This window comes from Peptoniphilus pacaensis (genome assembly GCF_900088125.1).
Taxonomy (GTDB): domain Bacteria; phylum Bacillota; class Clostridia; order Tissierellales; family Peptoniphilaceae; genus Aedoeadaptatus; species Aedoeadaptatus pacaensis.
In genome coordinates this window covers 1,033,815-1,048,916 of record NZ_FLQT01000003.1, presented here as the reverse complement: position 1 = coordinate 1,048,916, position 15,102 = coordinate 1,033,815, and the positions used below count along the sequence as shown (strand labels likewise).

General features: G+C 51.2%; 15 protein-coding genes. 2 read left to right on the top strand and 13 right to left on the bottom strand.

What is annotated here, in order from left to right; translation table 11 throughout:
• Positions 1-43 precede the first annotated feature (43 nt).
• Positions 44-532 carry a prolyl-tRNA synthetase associated domain-containing protein gene (locus tag BN7444_RS04930; RefSeq protein WP_068456565.1) on the bottom strand — a complete coding sequence of 163 codons (489 nt, stop codon included), beginning with the start codon at positions 530-532 and terminating at the stop codon, positions 44-46.
• A gap of 125 nt (positions 533-657) precedes the next feature.
• Here BN7444_RS04930 and BN7444_RS04925 point away from each other — a divergent pair, with 125 nt between their 5' ends.
• Positions 658-1,824, top strand: a complete 1,167-nt coding sequence (locus tag BN7444_RS04925) for an iron-containing alcohol dehydrogenase (RefSeq protein WP_068456562.1) — start codon at positions 658-660, stop codon at positions 1,822-1,824.
• 291 nt (positions 1,825-2,115) lie between these two features.
• Here the strand turns inward: BN7444_RS04925 and BN7444_RS04920 are convergent, their stop codons facing one another.
• The 12 genes from BN7444_RS04920 to BN7444_RS04865 all read right to left on the bottom strand — a co-directional run bounded on the left by BN7444_RS04920 (position 2,116) and on the right by BN7444_RS04865 (position 14,184).
• Entirely contained in the window at positions 2,116-2,352 is a 237-nt protein-coding gene (locus tag BN7444_RS04920) for a hypothetical protein (RefSeq protein WP_135122036.1), read from the bottom strand.
• Positions 2,353-2,538: 186 nt separating this feature from the next.
• Complete coding sequence (locus tag BN7444_RS04915; protein ID WP_068456558.1) at positions 2,539-3,540, bottom strand: virulence RhuM family protein; 1,002 nt, start codon at positions 3,538-3,540, stop codon at positions 2,539-2,541.
• 80 nt (positions 3,541-3,620) lie between these two features.
• Positions 3,621-5,099, bottom strand: coding sequence for a glutamate--tRNA ligase (gene gltX, locus BN7444_RS04910; protein ID WP_068456555.1), 1,479 nt, complete (start codon positions 5,097-5,099; stop codon positions 3,621-3,623).
• A gap of 9 nt (positions 5,100-5,108) precedes the next feature.
• On the bottom strand, positions 5,109-5,828 hold the full coding sequence (locus tag BN7444_RS04905; protein ID WP_068456551.1) for a phosphatase: 720 nt from the start codon (positions 5,826-5,828) through the stop codon (positions 5,109-5,111).
• A gap of 146 nt (positions 5,829-5,974) precedes the next feature.
• Positions 5,975-6,736 (bottom strand): SDR family oxidoreductase, encoded by a 762-nt coding sequence (locus BN7444_RS04900; protein WP_245654195.1) that lies wholly within the window; start codon positions 6,734-6,736, stop codon positions 5,975-5,977.
• A 155-nt stretch (positions 6,737-6,891) separates the two neighbouring features.
• Positions 6,892-8,502 carry an S-layer homology domain-containing protein gene (locus BN7444_RS04895; protein ID WP_068456550.1) on the bottom strand — a complete coding sequence of 537 codons (1,611 nt, stop codon included), beginning with the start codon at positions 8,500-8,502 and terminating at the stop codon, positions 6,892-6,894.
• 116 nt (positions 8,503-8,618) lie between these two features.
• Positions 8,619-10,286 (bottom strand): proline--tRNA ligase, encoded by a 1,668-nt coding sequence (proS, locus tag BN7444_RS04890; protein WP_068456547.1) that lies wholly within the window; start codon positions 10,284-10,286, stop codon positions 8,619-8,621.
• A gap of 8 nt (positions 10,287-10,294) precedes the next feature.
• Entirely contained in the window at positions 10,295-10,699 is a 405-nt protein-coding gene (locus BN7444_RS04885) for an FMN-binding protein (protein WP_068456543.1), read from the bottom strand.
• A 102-nt stretch (positions 10,700-10,801) separates the two neighbouring features.
• The gene (locus BN7444_RS04880) at positions 10,802-11,827 is read right to left on the bottom strand and encodes a LacI family DNA-binding transcriptional regulator (protein ID WP_068456540.1); all 1,026 of its coding nucleotides are present in this window, start codon (positions 11,825-11,827) and stop codon (positions 10,802-10,804) included.
• A gap of 9 nt (positions 11,828-11,836) precedes the next feature.
• Positions 11,837-12,724, bottom strand: coding sequence for a diacylglycerol/lipid kinase family protein (locus tag BN7444_RS04875; RefSeq protein WP_068456537.1), 888 nt, complete (start codon positions 12,722-12,724; stop codon positions 11,837-11,839).
• A 383-nt stretch (positions 12,725-13,107) separates the two neighbouring features.
• Positions 13,108-13,602 (bottom strand): hypothetical protein, encoded by a 495-nt coding sequence (locus BN7444_RS04870; protein WP_068456535.1) that lies wholly within the window; start codon positions 13,600-13,602, stop codon positions 13,108-13,110.
• A gap of 15 nt (positions 13,603-13,617) precedes the next feature.
• Positions 13,618-14,184 carry a YtxH domain-containing protein gene (locus tag BN7444_RS04865; protein WP_068456532.1) on the bottom strand — a complete coding sequence of 189 codons (567 nt, stop codon included), beginning with the start codon at positions 14,182-14,184 and terminating at the stop codon, positions 13,618-13,620.
• 100 nt (positions 14,185-14,284) lie between these two features.
• On the opposite strand from BN7444_RS04865, the gene BN7444_RS04860 reads away from it, so the two are divergent.
• Positions 14,285-15,082: a histidinol-phosphatase HisJ family protein gene (locus tag BN7444_RS04860; protein ID WP_082941276.1), complete on the top strand. Its 798-nt coding sequence runs from the start codon at positions 14,285-14,287 to the stop codon at positions 15,080-15,082.
• The last annotated feature ends 20 nt before the right edge of the window (positions 15,083-15,102 follow it).

The following is a 15,102-nucleotide window of genomic DNA, read 5'->3' as shown; positions in this document are numbered from 1 at the left end:
GGGGTCACTCTATCACAGATGCTTTCTTTATCACCTATTTCGATTACATGGATACCACGTGCACCGGGTTTCCCGCCGCTTCGATAAGTTTAATTAAGTCCTCGGCTTTGAGCCACACGGTGGCGGTGTTGTCGTTGGGATGGATGCCGATGATGCCGCCGTTTTTGGTGAATTGCTTGTCCAAATAGAAGTGCACGGCGTGCTCGGCATCGTTTAAGAGGCCGAAGGGGCTCACGGCGCCGGTTTCCAGATCCAGTTTTTCTTTTAGATCGTGATCTTTTCCGAAAGACAGGCGGCGGGTGTTGTGTTTTTCTTTAAATTGTTTCAGGTCCACGCGCTTGTCGCCGAAGACGGTGATCAGGTAGTAGTTTTTCTTTTTGTCGTCGCGAACGAAGAGGTTTTTGGCGTCGCGGCCCGGGTAGAGGAGGTCCACTTTGCTCAGCTCTTCCATATTCATGACGGCTTCGTGTTCGGTGACTTCGTAGGCGATGTTTTTTTCGTCTAAAAAGTTGTAAATGTCTTGCTTGTTCATATTGCCTCCTTTGTTTGCTTTTATTTATACCCATTCCCCCTCCTCTTCATCGTTTTTCCTGCCGCCGCCCATGTTTCTTCGGGTATAATAGAGTTAAAGAAATGAATCTATGGACAGGAGGCATTATGGACAAGTTTATTTTTTCGGTACCGACGACGATTTTTTTCGGCGAGGGTCAGGTGCGTGCTTTTGCCGATGCGGTGAAGTCTTACGGGGACAAGGCGCTGATTGTTTTCGGCGGCGGCTCCGTGAAGCGAAACGGCATTTACGACGAGATTACGGGTGCTCTCGGCGCCGCCGGGGTGGAGACGGTGGATCACGGCGGCATTGAGCCCAATCCCCGCATCGACAGTGTGCGTAAGGGGATCGACCGGGTGAAGAAGGAAGGGGTGGATGTCATCGTGCCTATCGGCGGCGGCTCCACCATTGACGCGGCGAAGCTCATCGCCGCCGGCACGTTGACTCCCGGCGATCCCTGGGCCATCGTAAAGAAAGAGGTGAAGGTAAAGGCCGCTCTGCCGATTTGTGCGGTGCTGACTTTGGCGGCCACGGGTTCCGAAATGGATACGGCATCGGTGATCACCAATCTCGAAACGAAGGAAAAGCTGGGCTGGAAGAGCAGCAAGGTGCTTCCCAAGGCGAGCCTCATGAATCCCGCTTACACGACGACGGTGAATGCCTACCACACGGCGGCGGGAACGGCGGATATTATGAGCCACACCATGGAAAATTATTTTTCCGTGGACGACAGTGCCTTTATGCAGGATTCTATGTCGGAGGGCATTTTGCGCACCTGTGTCCACGCCGGGCCTGCGGCGATTAAGGACGGCGGTGATTTGGAAGCCAGGGCCAATTTAATGTGGGCATCCAGCTGGGCGATTAACGGCTTGCTTTCCACGGGCAAGGGCCAAGCATGGAGTGTGCACCCCATGGAGCACGAGCTTTCCGCTTTTTACGACATTACCCACGGGATGGGGCTGGCTATTTTGACGCCGCGTTGGCTCAGCCACGTGTTAAGTGCCAAGACCGCGGCAAAGATCGCCCGCTTCGGTCGCCGCGTCTTCGATATTAAGACCGACGACAATGTGGATGCCGCCCAAGAGGCCATCGACGCTCTTTACGATTTCTTCGTGCGCCTGGGGATCCCCATGAATTTAAAGGATGTGGGCATCGGCGAGGAACATTTGGCGGAAATGGCCAAGGCTTGTGCCGACCACGCCGGCGGCGTGATCCGCGGCTTTGTGGATCTGAAGGAAGAGGATGTGCTGGCGATTTACAAGGCTTGTATTTAAGGCATAAAAAGAAGCTGCTCGCAAGGGCAGCTTTTTTTGTTGGGGATATAGAATCGCTTCAAGATTTACTTTCAAGGGTGTCCTTCGCATCCTTCGCCTTAAAATAAAAAGCCCTCTCCGTGGTCCGCATGCAGGAAGTCTGCATTAAGCGTGGAGAGGTTCTGTTGAGTCTATTATAGCAAAGTTTCGCGACCTCATGTTGAACTCTTGCACTTTTCAATGGTTGGATTTCGTTCACTATTTCTAAACCAAAAGTGGTTATTTCCATTTTGGAAACAACCACTTCTATTTTTATTTTTCCAAAACCGTTTTTAATTCCTCAATGGTTGTATAAGCAGGGGCGTCATTATCAGCGGCGATCCTTCTTCCCTCTTCCATGGCGGAAAGGGTCTCATTACCGGGGCGACTCAATCTTCGCTCAACGACATCTCGAACCTGAAAGGAAGATTGCCGACCTCTAAAGGTGGCTGTTTGCGTTTGAAGACGACTTTTGTTTGTTTTGCTTTTTTTATTTACGCATTTCGCCATCGTCTCCGTCCTTTCAATTCTCCTTTTGTTTATCATATTCATACTCTCTTCTATTTTCAATGCATTGTCGTTTAAAGGAGTCGTTCTATCGAATAGATTTTGTTTTCAATAACATATTTTGAACTATTGCATTTTTTGCAACAGTTGGATTGTATTGGCGCTTTACATAGCCAAATTACTCTCGTCCTATTTCTTGTCCAGTATCCCCTTAATTTGTTTATCGAAGTCCGACTCTATCTTTTGAATCTTGTTAAATGCCTCGTACTCGGCAGCCGCTTTTTGCTTTGCTTCTTTCATAGCAACAGCCCCGTGTCCTTTAAGAATTTTATACTCTCTAAATTCCAAGAAACGATCGATGCTTTGAGCGAATGCCTCCATTGTGAAGGTGTTTTTTCGCTGGATTAAATCTTCGATATAATCAAAATAGCCGGATACATTACGTTCCAGTTGTTTGATTTCTTTTTCGGATAAGTAATTTTTTGCGACACCGGTGTCGGCTTTTAGAATTCGTCCATCAGGTGCATTTTTCCAAGTCGTTAGCCCCATATGTGCTTTATTACGATCTGCTTTTTCATAAATGATTTCTGCTGCCGTTTGACCGGTAATTGCGTAGTGGAATTTATTCTGTACATTGGCATAAAATTGAACTGTGGTCAGAGAATTCTTATCATAATCGATAGATATTTCTGCAAAAATATCCGTAATCTTTTGCCAAATTCTCCGCTCGCTAGCTCGAATGGACCGTACACGCTCGAGCAATTCTTGGAAGTAGTCTTCGCCAAAAAGAGTCTCGCCCTGTTTTAAGCGGTCGTCGTCCAAGGCAAATCCTTTAATCATGTATTCTTTTAAAACGCCGGTGGCCCATATTCTAAACTGAGTTGCTTTTTTTGAGTTAACTCGATAGCCCAAGGCAATAATGGCATCCAGATTATAATAGCTTACTTGTCTGGAAACCTCTCTATCTCCTTCATTTTTAACTCTTTCAATTTTTGCAAGAGTTGCCTCTTCTCTTAGTTCCCCTTCATCAAATATATTTCTCAAGTGCCTAGAAATAACAGATTTGTCTGCATCAAACAAATTTGCCATTTGTTTTTGGGTCATCCATAAGGTTTCGTTCATAACTAAGACTTCACTTACTACAGTGCTGTCTTCAGTTTCGTAGATTAACACGGATTGGATGTTTTCCATAATTACCTCCCTGCAATTAGTATATCACGGCTTTATCGCTCCGCCCCACACAAAAACCGCGGCCTTTTCGCCGCGGCTTTTTATTTTCTATAGCTCTTTGCTTTTTCGATGCGTTTTAAGATTTCGTCTTTGCCCAAGAGGTAGATGATGTTGGAAAGATCCGGGCCGTGGACATTGCCGGTCATGGCGGCGCGGGCGGGCATGTAGAGGTTTTTGCCTTTTACGCCGCTCGCCTTTTGCACTTGTTTCATAAGCTTGCCCGCTTCTTCCAGGGAAATGCTATCCATCCCTTTCAGAATTTCTTCCAGCCCTTCCAGCACGGCGGGGGCCGTTTCGGAATTGATTTGCTCCAGGGCGTCGTCTTCGGTGACTTCGTATTCGTCGAAGAGGAAGCCGCATTCTTCGGGCACTTGTTCCAGGCGGTCCAGGCCGTCTTGAATGGTTTCCATTAAGACGCGGTAGCGCTCGGGATTTTTTTCCACGTCGGCTTTCGTAAAGAGGCCGGCTTCTTCGATATAGGGCATGGCCATGTCGAGAAGCTCGTCGGCGGAGAGCTCTTTCATGTAGTGGCTGTTGATCCAATCCAATTTCTTCACGTCGAAGACGCCGCCGGTTCGGGCGATGCGCTTGGTGTCGAAGGCTTGGATGAGTTCGTCCATGGAGAAGATTTCCTGATTGTCTTCCGGGGACCAGCCCACGAGGGCCAGGTAGTTGACCAGGCCTTCCGGCAGGTAGCCGTGGCCTTTAAAGTCTTCCACGGACACGTCGCCTTGGCGCTTGGAGAGCTTTTTGTGGTCTTTGTTTAAGACGCCGGGGAGATGAATATAGGTGGGCACGTCCCAACCCAAGGCTTGGTACAGGTACACGTGCTTGGGCGTGGAGGGCAGCCATTCTTCCCCGCGAATGATGTGGGTGATGCCCATAAGGTGGTCGTCCACCACCACCGCCATGTGGTAGGTGGGGAAGCCGTCGCTTTTCATAAGGACCTGATCGTCCATTTCGTTGGTGTTAATGGTGATCTTGCCCCGGGCTTCGTCCATAAAGCTGATGTCTTCGTCATGGGGAAGTTTTAAGCGCACCACGTATTCTTCGCCCTTGGCGATTCGTTCCTTGGCTTCTTCCATGGAAATGGAGCGGCAGAGGCCGTCGTAGCGGGGCACTTGGCCTTTGATTTTTTGGCCTTCCCGCAAATTGTCCAGCCGCTCTTTGGTACAGAAGCAGTAATAGGCGTGGCCGGATTCCAGCAGCTGATCCACGTATTTTTTGTAAATGTCCAATCGCTTGGATTGGATGTAGGGGCCCCGGTCCCCTTCTTCTGTGACGACCCCGTCTTTCATCATGACGCCTTCGTCGATTTCAAGGCCCGCCCAGTTCAGGGAGCGAATCAGGTTTTCGATGGCGCCTTCCACAAAGCGGGTTCGGTCCGTGTCTTCGATGCGGAGCAGGAATTTTCCGCCTTTTTGTCTCGCATATAGGTAGTTATATACGGCGGTTCTCAAGCCGCCGATGTGCAGATACCCCGTGGGTGATGGGGCAAAGCGCACCCGTACATTGTCCATACTTCCTCCTTATTTGTCCATTAGGGTAAACGCCTGTAGAATCTTCTCCGTGTCCCAGGTGTTTACGATTAATTCCTCCGGATAATCCATCTCTTCGATAAGCGCGCGGGCCAAATCGAAACGGCCGACGTCTACGTCCATGTGGGCGTCGCTTCCCACGATGATTTTCATGTTTTTCTCTTTTCCCAAAGACAGCAGCTTGCGCAAATTCTCCTTGGCGCCGATCCGCGGGCCGTTGACTTTCAGCGACGAATTGTTCACTTCGCAAAACAGATCCCGCTCCACGATAAAATCGCTGAGTCGCTCGTAATCCAGCGGATAGCGGGCATCGTCGGGATGACCGATGATCTGTACGGCCGGGTGCTTGCAGGCATTGATGATGGCGTCGGTGTTGCTCTTTTCATCCAAGGGCGTAAAGCACTGCTTGTGCAAGCTGACGATGGCGTAATCGACTCTCTGCCGGTCCATGTCGATGTCGATGGTGCCGTCTACGTCGATAATATTGGCTTCGACGCCGCACAAAAGCACGATGCCGTCGAGCACGCGGGGCAGGGCCATGTAGTTGCCGAAAACGGCGTTGCTTCTCACGCCGCGCATGGCTTTGGCGTGGTCGCTGGTGCCCATGATGCGCAGGCCTCTTGCCTTTGCGAAGGCGATGTTTTCTCTTATGGTCGAATAGGCATGTCCGGAGGCCACGGTATGCGTGTGTAAATCAATTGATAAATCCATATTGCCTCCCTCCTTAACGTTTCTATTATAGCATAGGCTTTTGGCGTGAACAAAAAAGTTATGGCCTTTCTTCCTCTTCGACTGCCCCGACATTTTCGGGCAAGAAAAAAAGCCCGGTCCGCAGGCTGAGCTTTTCGTTCATAATTTTAGATGCCGGTCAATCCGCCGTCGGAAACTAAAATCGTGCCGTTAATATTGGAGGCTTCGTCCGATGCCAAGAAGAGCAGGTCTTCGGCGATTTCTTCCGGCATGGCCAACATTTTATTGACATTGGCGCCTCGTTGCACGACTTCCATGCCTTTTTCGTCCACGTCGCTTAAGTTTTGCAGGATTTCCGTTTGGATCCCCGCCGGTGCCACGGCGTTGCAGCGAATGCCGTCGTTGCCGTACATGGCCGCCGTGTTTCTCACGAGACCGTTAATGGCATGTTTTGACATGGTGTAGGCGACGCCGGCTTTGCCGCCGCGATTGCCCGCAATGGATGAGGTGGCCACGATGGAGCCGCCGCCTTTCATTAGGGGTATGGCCGCTTTAAAGACTCTGAAGTTGCCTTTGACATTGGTGCTGTAGATGCGATCGAAGACCTCTTCGTCGCAGTGGGTCACGGGCTCGAATTTGTCCATGACGCCGGCATTGGCGATTAAAATATCCAGCTTGGCGTTTTCTTCTTTCACCCGATCAAAGGCCTTGGCCACATCTTCCGTCTTGCCTACATCGCAAACCAGGGGAATGACGACGCCGGGATATCCCGCCTCTTCCACTTCTTTTTGCAGCTCTTCCAGGCGTTCTTTTCTTCTTGCCATCGCATAAACCTTGCCGCCTTGTTTTGCCGCGAGAACGGCGGCCGCCCGCCCGACACCGGATGATGCGCCGGTAATAACCATGACTTTATTTTCAAATTTCATCATCTTGCCTCCTTTGTCAAAACCATTCGTTTGCTTTGATTATATTGTATATATATTTTTTCGTTTTTGCAAGTCTTTTCGTATAATCTCTAATTTAACGAAAAATTTTTTTAGCACGGTTTCTCCCACAAAAAAAGAAGCCCGAAGGCTTCCTTCTTCTATTGGGGTTGTCCCGTAGCTTCTAATATTTCGTAGTAGCTCCACATTTTTTTGTTCACGTCTTTAAAGGGATTGCTGCCGTAGGTATCCAGGAAGGCTTTGTCCGGCGTGCGGCCCTGGACTTTGTTCAGTGCCGTGCAGACTTCCTGGCGGGTAATCTTCGCCGAGGGAGCGAAGCGCCCGTTGCCTACGCCGCTCATGAGTCCGGCTTCCTGAACGGCGCCAATGTAGCCTTTGGCCCAGTGATTGGATTTCACGTCGCTAAAGGACGTGCCCGCCGTGGGCGTCAGATTGGCGTAGCCGGCGAGGATGCGGGCAAATTCCGCCCGGGTAATGGATTGATGGGGCTTAAAACTTCCGTCTTGGTAGCCGGAGATCAGTCCCCGCTTTTCCATATAGCCCACGGAGGCGGCGAACCATTGGCTGTCGTCCACGTCTTTAAAGGACGTGAAGCCGGCCAGGTCTTTCTTGCCTGTGGCCATGCGGGCAAAGACCGCCGAGACTTCCGCCCGGGTCATGGCTTTTTTCGGTTGAAACTTGCCGTCGGGATAGCCCGAGAAGTAGGCGGGCCGCGCCACTTTCATGGCTTCCGCCAAGGTATTTTCCGCACCGGCGATTTCGGTGATGCCGGCATTGTCTTTGGCGAGGATAAATTGCCCCGTGGCCACGGCGGCGTTGACTTGCAGCTGCGCCAGTTTTTCTTTTCCGCTCATATTGACGGAGCTGAGGACGCGCAGGTAGTCGTCGATTTTCGTCTTGTTTTGCGCGGGTACAGACGGCGGAGTCGTCGTCGGGTTCTTTTCCACCACGGCCCGCACTTCGTCTTCCCCGGCCTTGGTCTTAAAGATAAAGGTCAGTTCGCTTCCTTCCGGTTGGGGATTGATGACCAGGTTGAAGCGGCCGTCTTTATCGGCGAGGGTGCTGCCGATCAGGGTCTTGCCCCGATAGACGCGGACGCCGGCGTTGGAAACGGCTTTGCCCGTGAGGGTATTGTCGCCGGGCTTAATGGGATCCACGGTAAATTGATATCCCGAAGGGGACGTTCCGGGGGTTTGTACCGAAGGTGCCGGCGTGGTGTTTTGACCGGAAGGCACCGCCGGTTTCGCCGGTGTCACCGGCGCTTGATCGTTGGCGACGTTTTTTTGAATGGAGCGGCTATTGCCCTTATTATCCATCAGGGCGATAACATAGGACATGGACACTTTGTTTACGTTCTTTACGCCTTTTTTAAATTTGCCGCTGAGCTTCAGGGTGAAATTCGGGCGGCTCAGGGCCTTGACATCGGGAATGATCAAGGTCACAATCTCTTGTTTCGAGCTGTCGGTCTTCGTGGACATGAGGCGGTAGTCGTTGTCCGCCAGGCCGCCGACGAAAATAGCTTTTTCGATGTGGATGGTCTTGTCCACGCGAAAGGACATGGAAAATGTCTTTATATCGTTCTTGTAATTGTCCGGCAAAACGACATTTAAATCCATGCCGTAGCCGTCCCCTGCTTTTTGATTTTTGGTCGGGGGAAGATTCAATTGGGTTTGAACATCTTCCGCGGCAAAAACTGCCGTGGACACAAAGATCATTAACAGGGCCAAAAGGGTGCACAGGCTTTTCTTCATAGAATCCCTCCTTATACCTATTATAAACGAAGGAAAGGCCCCTCGCCGTTACGATTTTATAACAGATTCCCGATTTTACGGGAAAAAGAAAAACCCCGCCCACGCGAGGTTTTTTGCTATTCGTTGAGTTGATCCATAATGCGGCGAAGGGCATCTTCCGCCGGGAGTTTTTCCATATCGCCGCCGCGACGTTTAAATTCCACGACGCCTTCCGCGGCTTCCTTGCCTACGGTGAGTTGCAGGGGGATACCTAAAAGGTCCCGGTCTTTAAATTTCACGCCTGCCCGCTCGTTGCGGTCGTCGCAGAGGACGCCGATGCCTGCATCACGAAGGGCATGGTAAAGCTCGTCGGCCAGTTCTACTTGCTCTTCTTTTTTCACATTGACCACGGTAAGGGCCACGTCGAAGGGGCCAATGTGAAGGGGGAAGGCCGGTCCGTCGTCGTCACGATGGTTTTCCAAAAGGGCCGCCAGGACGGCGCCGGTGCGCCAGGTGGCTCCGCCTAAAATATAGGGGGCTTCCTTGCCTTCGTCGTTTAAGAAGCGCACGTTCATGGCTTCGGAAAAAGCCGTGGAAGGCTTTCTGATTCGCGCCACTTCAAAGGCCGTGGTGAATTCATAAGGATCGCCCGAGGGGGACACATCCCCTTCGCGCACGTCTAAGAGGTCTTCGGCGATTTCGCCTTCGAAATCCCTGCCGTAGTTCACGTTCTTTTTATGGTAGTCTTCCTTGTTGGCGCCCACCACCATATTGTCGATAAAGGTGACGGAGCGGTCCACAATGATCCGCGCCTTCTCTCCCAAGCCCACGGGGCCGGTAAAGCCGGGGAAGGTGCCCATTTCCAAAATGGTCTCTTCGTCCAGCATGTCGATTTGATCGGCGCTGACGCCCAGGTATTTTTCCAGCTTCTTTTGATTCAGATCCCGATCCCCGGGCACGAAGACAAAGACGGGCTCGCCGTCTACTCGCAGATCCACGGCTTTCGTGCAGCGGGCGGGTTCCACGCCGATCATGTCGCTTAATTCTTTAATGGTGCGGGCATCGGGGGTGTGAATGTCCTCCGCCTCTTTCGGTTCCTGTCCTTCGGGAACCGGGTAGCGAATGGGGGCTTCATCCATTAAAAAGGCCGCATCCCCGTCCAGGGCCACCGCATCTTTGTAATTTTCAGCCGTGGCATAATAGATGAGATAATCGTCCCGGTCCACGACGCAATAGTCGATGCCCAGGTCCTTTAAAATTTTTTTCGCCCGGCTCTTGGCTTCCTCGAAAAAGGCCCGTGCCGCCTCTTCGTCGCCGTCAAAACGCAGGCCGTCTACGACGCGCACGCCCCGCCCGTCGGCGAGGCCCGCCGCGGGCTTTTGTACATCGCTGTAGCGATTGGCTTTTTCGTATAAAAAGAGGGGCAGTTGCTTGTAGCTTTTCAGCTCCCCGTCCACGAAGGACAAGAAGGCTTCTTCGGATTCCGGGGCCAGTACCGCCTGGCGATTGGTGCGATCCGCCACTTTATACATGGCGCTGCCGTAGCTGTCCCAGCGGCCGCTTCTCTCCCACATGGCGCGGGGTTGAAGGGCGCACAAAGCCACGGGGAGGCCGCCTTCGAAAAATTCATCTTCCAAGCGCTTTTCAATGGCTTCCGACAAAGCCAGGCCGTAGGGCAACAGGGAATAGAGCCCCACGCCTACTTCCCGGGCCATGCCGGAGCGAAGCATCCACTTGTGGGCTTCGGTACGGGCATCTGCCGGGGCTTCCCGCAGGGTCGGTAAGTAATACTGTGAAAGTTTCATAGGGCCTCCTATTCCGCTTGTCGAATACAATTTCTCACGGCTTCCATAAAGCCGTAGGACGCTTCCGTGGCACCGGAGATCGTGTCCACATCCGCCGATTGTTTTTGAAGGACGTCCTCTTCCAGACGATCGAAGGCATCTTCCGCGACGCCGACGTTTTCATTATGTTCCACGACGTCGACACGGTCGATATAACCGTCTCGTACCCGCAGCTCCACTTGAATGTCGCCTTGCATGCCTCGCCCGGCGGAGACATAGCTGCCGTCTTTTAATAAATGTCTGCCCTCTTGCCTCGATTCCACCGCTTCGTTCTGCTTTGCTTCGGCAACAGGCTCTTCGGCACTGTAGCTGACGGAAGAGCCGCAACCGGTGAGCGCGAGACAACAGACCAAACCCACAGCGAGTTTTTTCAATGGAAATACTCCTTTATCTATATGAATGAATCAATCAATTATCTGCTATTTCCATTATAACCGATTTTCCACCATATGTGGGGGTCTTCTGTCTTTTAACCACTATTTTTTGTGATTTAAGTCCACCACGCTCTGCCGCTTGATGATTTCCACGGGCAGGAGGATCATTTCTTCGCCCTTGTCGGCATTTTTCTTGTCCAACATTTTAAAGAGCTTGCGAATGGCCACGGCGCCGATATCGTAATAAGGCTCCTTCACCGTGGTAAGCTTGGGCCGGTAAATCTCCGACAAGGTGCTTCCGCCGAAGCCGGCAAAGGACATGTCGTCGGGGATGTTCATGCCGTGATCCCGCATAACATTCATCAGATGGATGGCCATGAGGTCTTGGCTACAGAAAAGGACGGAGTACTTGCCGCTTCTCAGCTCTTCTTCGTGTTCTTCAAAGAGCTCCAGGGCGTCTTTTTCTTCCAGGCCTTCGGAGTAAAGGATGGAAGGCTTCAGCCCCGCCGCCCGCATGGCGTCGCGGTAGCCGCGAATCTTGTACTTTTCGTTGGTGCGGTCCATATCTTTTCGCATGGCCACGTAGCCGATGGATTTGTGACCTAAATTGATCAGATAGTCGGTCATATTGTAGGACGCCGCCTTGTTGTTTATGGTGACCGTGGGCGCCTCGTCCACATTGTAGAAGCGATTGATGACGACGCAGGGAATTTTAAATTCGTCCAACTTGTAGAGGAGCTTTTGATTTAAAATTTCCGAAATAATAATGATCCCTTCCACTTGCTTTTGGCTGAAGAGATTGGCGAATTTGATTTCGATTTCGGGATCGTCGTAGGACGAGGACAGGAGAATATCGTAATTGTACATACGTCCGATTTCTTCCACGCCGCGAAGGACTTGGGAGACGTATTGGTTTCCGATATCGGAGACGATGACGCCGATAATATTGCTCTTTTTCGTAACCAGACTCCGCGCCACCTCGTTGGGCTTATAGTCCAAAACGCCGATGGCGTGCAGCACGCGCCGGCGAGCCTCGGGGCTCACGGGCTTGGAGTCGTTAATCACGCGGGAAACCGTGGAAATGGACACGTCCGCCATTTTTGCTACATCTTTAATGGTCGATGCCATAAAAACCTCCTATTTCGTAATGAGTTGAACGGCGCCCGGCACCACTTGAATGGTCTGTGGCAAGCAGGGACCCTTTTCGCCGTCAATGTCCACGTGCATGGGTTTGTCTGCACGCAGCGTAATCTTTTTTCCGTGGCGGTAAATGAAATGATCGTGATCGATATGCTTTCCCAGACCGATGGTGCGAAACAGCTCGAAGACCTTGGTCATGCTCATCTCTTCGATAACCGCCAGTTCCAGCAGGCCGTCTTTCACATCGGCTTTGGGGGAAATTTTGGAAAAGCCGCCGACGCTGTTGGAGTTGGAGACCATGACGATCATGGCCTTGGTGTCGATGATCTCTCCGTCGCAGTCGATGTGCACGTCGAAGCCGCTTTTTAAAAAGTCCCTCTCACGAAACATGCGAAAGCCCTCGGCGTAATAGGCGAGCCTGCCCACGGCGGATTTCGCCTCCTCGGGAACGCTGTAGCCGATTTCCGAAAAGGCGCCGACGGCACAGACATTAATAAAGGCGCTGTCGCCGCAAAGGCCGATGTCCACCGCGCTTTTCTTTCCATAGACCACCATGGTGTAAAAGTCGTAGGGATCTTTGGGAATGCCCAGGGACTCGGCAAAGTCGTTGACCGTGCCCGCCGGGTAAATGGCGAGAGGCGTATCTCTCTTGGCATCGTAAAGCCCGGAGACCACCTCGTTCACCGTGCCGTCGCCGCCCATGGAGATGATGCAGTCTTCCCCGTCGTCGGTGGCGGCAAATTTGCGGGCATCTCCCGCTTCTTGCGTAAAATTAAGTAAAATAGATGTCCCCTTTGAGGCAAAGGGAACCAAGAGTTTATTAATAATTTCTACGGCCCCTTCCCTGCCGCTGGAAGGATTGGCGATGATCTTGATCTTTTTCATTAACTACCTCCGTGTGTTTATTATACGCCATGGCGAACGATACCACAAAGAGGAAATCTTATTTTTAACACAAAAGCTCTTCGGAAAATTTTCCCGGAAAAGAAATGAAACATGGGAAAACATCGTGCCGGCACCCCGTTTTTTCATCTTCTCACTCTTTTCCCGGGGGTATAAAGAGAGGTGGCCGGGAAAATAAGCCTTCTTTTCCCGCAGCGGCTTGTTTTAAAATTTTCGGCAAGCGTTTATTTTTTCTCCGCCCGATATTTTCAAGGGACGCTTTTTTTACACGGCTTTTATTTTTTTCTAACGTCCTTCCTTTATACTTGAGGCGTCGTTTCAGGCAATAAAAAAGAAGCGGCGCAAACCGCTTCTCTCGTCTTCTGTTACCGCGTGCGCAATACATCTCGCAAAGCTTCCAATACTTCCCGCATAATGTAGAAGTAATCCACTACATTGTTGGCGTTGAAGGAAATGGTCTTTGCCGTGTCCGAAATAGAATCGGATACCACATCGGCGGTGTTTTTTAATTTCATGGACGTTTGGTCCACGGTGCGAGCCACATTGTCGACGGTGCCCGTGACATCGCCTACGGTAACCGCGATCTTTTCCACTTCCGGCTTTACCACTTCCACCATTTCCGTGGCGTCGGTGGTCAGACGCGATGCGTTGGACGAGATAATGGTGACATTATCCGTAATCGTCGGAAGTTTTTGCATGGTATCGTCGATAACGGCTTCGTGGGTCTCCAATTTGGTTTTAACGACCTTTAAAATGCCGGCGACGTTTTTCAGGGTGATCATTAAAAAGACCAATGCCCCGATTCCCGCAACATAAAGTAAAAAGCGCAAGAGGTCGTGCAGATTAATCATGGTGTCCATTGTGACCTCCGTGTTCTACTTGTCTTTCTTTTCGTCTTTTACTACCTTTTCGGATTTCTTTTCAGCATCTTTTGCGGCTTTGGCGATCTTATCGGCGCTGTCTTCCAACTGATCTTTTGTCGCTTCCGCTTGATCCTTGGCTTCGTCGCCTACTTCTTTGGCGGCATCGCCGATGGCCTTGGCGGAATCTTTCAATTCGACCTTCACATTGGCGCCTTCTTCGCGGACGATTTGGCCGATGGCTTTTGCCTTGGCTTTTGCGATTTCCGCATCGTCGCGAACTTCGTCGGCCTTAATGGCGGCGCGGAGTTTTAAGTCGTCATAGGTATCTTGCACGGCTTGTTGTGCTTCATAGGCGCGGATGGACAGTTCGTCTGCAGCATCCAATGCCGTGTCCTTTGCGTTTTCAGCCAATTCTCTGGAGCGATCGGCGATATCTTCGCGGGTCTTTCTGCCGCTTTGAGGCGCAAATAAAACACCGGCGGCTGCGCCGATGACGGCACCTAAGGCAAATTTACGAGCCCGTTCTTCTCTTAAATAGCGTTCCCGTTCTTTTCTTCCGAAATCAAAATCAAAAATCATAGTCAACCTCCAATACATAAGTTACTATTGTTATAGTACCCAAGCTTCGGGTCTTATACGCAGAAATTAAGAAATTTCCCCATACGGAAAGGAGAATCCCTTGCTTATCGACTCACACAGCCATTCCCGCTTCTCTTTCGACTCCATGGCCGACTGCGAAAAAAATATTCTCGCGGCCATGGACGCGGGCCTCGACGGTCTGGCCTTTACGGATCACATCGACCGGGTGGACGGCCCCTTAGACAATACCTTCGACTTCGACGAATACTTTCGCGTCCTTCTTCCTTTAAAGGAACGCTACGAAGATAAAATCCAATTACTCCTCGGCGCGGAAATGGGCTTTAATACAAAGAAGAACGACTGGATCGAAACCGCCATGGCCGACGATCGCTTCGATTTTTTCATCGGCTCTCTCCATACACTGGACGATAAGGACGTGGCCGGTACGTTAAGAAATGGCGCCGTAGATTTACATTCCTACTATAGAAGGTATTACGACGCCATGGTGGCCGCCGTGGAAAACACGTCGGGCTTTCATATCCTGGGCCACGTGGATTATTTGGACCGCTACGTGCCCGACAAATCCGCCATTCCGACTTTCGCCTTTTACCGAGATCAGGTGGCGGCGGTGCTGGAAAATATCATCCGCCGGGACTTGGTTTTGGAATACAACACGGCGGGTAAGTATAAGGGCCTGAGCTACGGCAATCCGAAAAAAGAAATCCTCACCCTCTATAAAGATCTCGGCGGAAAAAATATCTGCCTCTCCTCCGATGCCCATAAGTCGGAACACATCGGCAGAGATTTTTCCTCGGCGAAGGATTATTTGCTGAATCTTGGCTTTACCCACATCCGTTATTTCAAAAAGAAGGCGCCCACGGACGCACCCTTGGCGTAATTTAATTTTCTTTTTACAAA

What these genes read in the sequence shown, in the direction of transcription:
- BN7444_RS04930 (WP_068456565.1), bottom strand. Translation starts at nt 532, where the DNA reads ATGAACAAGCAAGACATTTACAACTTTTTAGACGAAAAAAACATCGCC.
- BN7444_RS04925 (WP_068456562.1), top strand. Translation starts at nt 658, where the DNA reads ATGGACAAGTTTATTTTTTCGGTACCGACGACGATTTTTTTCGGCGAG.
- BN7444_RS04920 (WP_135122036.1), bottom strand. Translation starts at nt 2,352, where the DNA reads ATGGCGAAATGCGTAAATAAAAAAAGCAAAACAAACAAAAGTCGTCTT.
- BN7444_RS04915 (WP_068456558.1), bottom strand. Translation starts at nt 3,540, where the DNA reads ATGGAAAACATCCAATCCGTGTTAATCTACGAAACTGAAGACAGCACT.
- gltX (WP_068456555.1), bottom strand. Translation starts at nt 5,099, where the DNA reads ATGGACAATGTACGGGTGCGCTTTGCCCCATCACCCACGGGGTATCTG.
- BN7444_RS04905 (WP_068456551.1), bottom strand. Translation starts at nt 5,828, where the DNA reads ATGGATTTATCAATTGATTTACACACGCATACCGTGGCCTCCGGACAT.
- BN7444_RS04900 (WP_245654195.1), bottom strand. Translation starts at nt 6,736, where the DNA reads ATGATGAAATTTGAAAATAAAGTCATGGTTATTACCGGCGCATCATCC.
- BN7444_RS04895 (WP_068456550.1), bottom strand. Translation starts at nt 8,502, where the DNA reads ATGAAGAAAAGCCTGTGCACCCTTTTGGCCCTGTTAATGATCTTTGTG.
- proS (WP_068456547.1), bottom strand. Translation starts at nt 10,286, where the DNA reads ATGAAACTTTCACAGTATTACTTACCGACCCTGCGGGAAGCCCCGGCA.
- BN7444_RS04880 (WP_068456540.1), bottom strand. Translation starts at nt 11,827, where the DNA reads ATGGCATCGACCATTAAAGATGTAGCAAAAATGGCGGACGTGTCCATT.
- BN7444_RS04875 (WP_068456537.1), bottom strand. Translation starts at nt 12,724, where the DNA reads ATGAAAAAGATCAAGATCATCGCCAATCCTTCCAGCGGCAGGGAAGGG.
- BN7444_RS04870 (WP_068456535.1), bottom strand. Translation starts at nt 13,602, where the DNA reads ATGGACACCATGATTAATCTGCACGACCTCTTGCGCTTTTTACTTTAT.
- BN7444_RS04865 (WP_068456532.1), bottom strand. Translation starts at nt 14,184, where the DNA reads ATGATTTTTGATTTTGATTTCGGAAGAAAAGAACGGGAACGCTATTTA.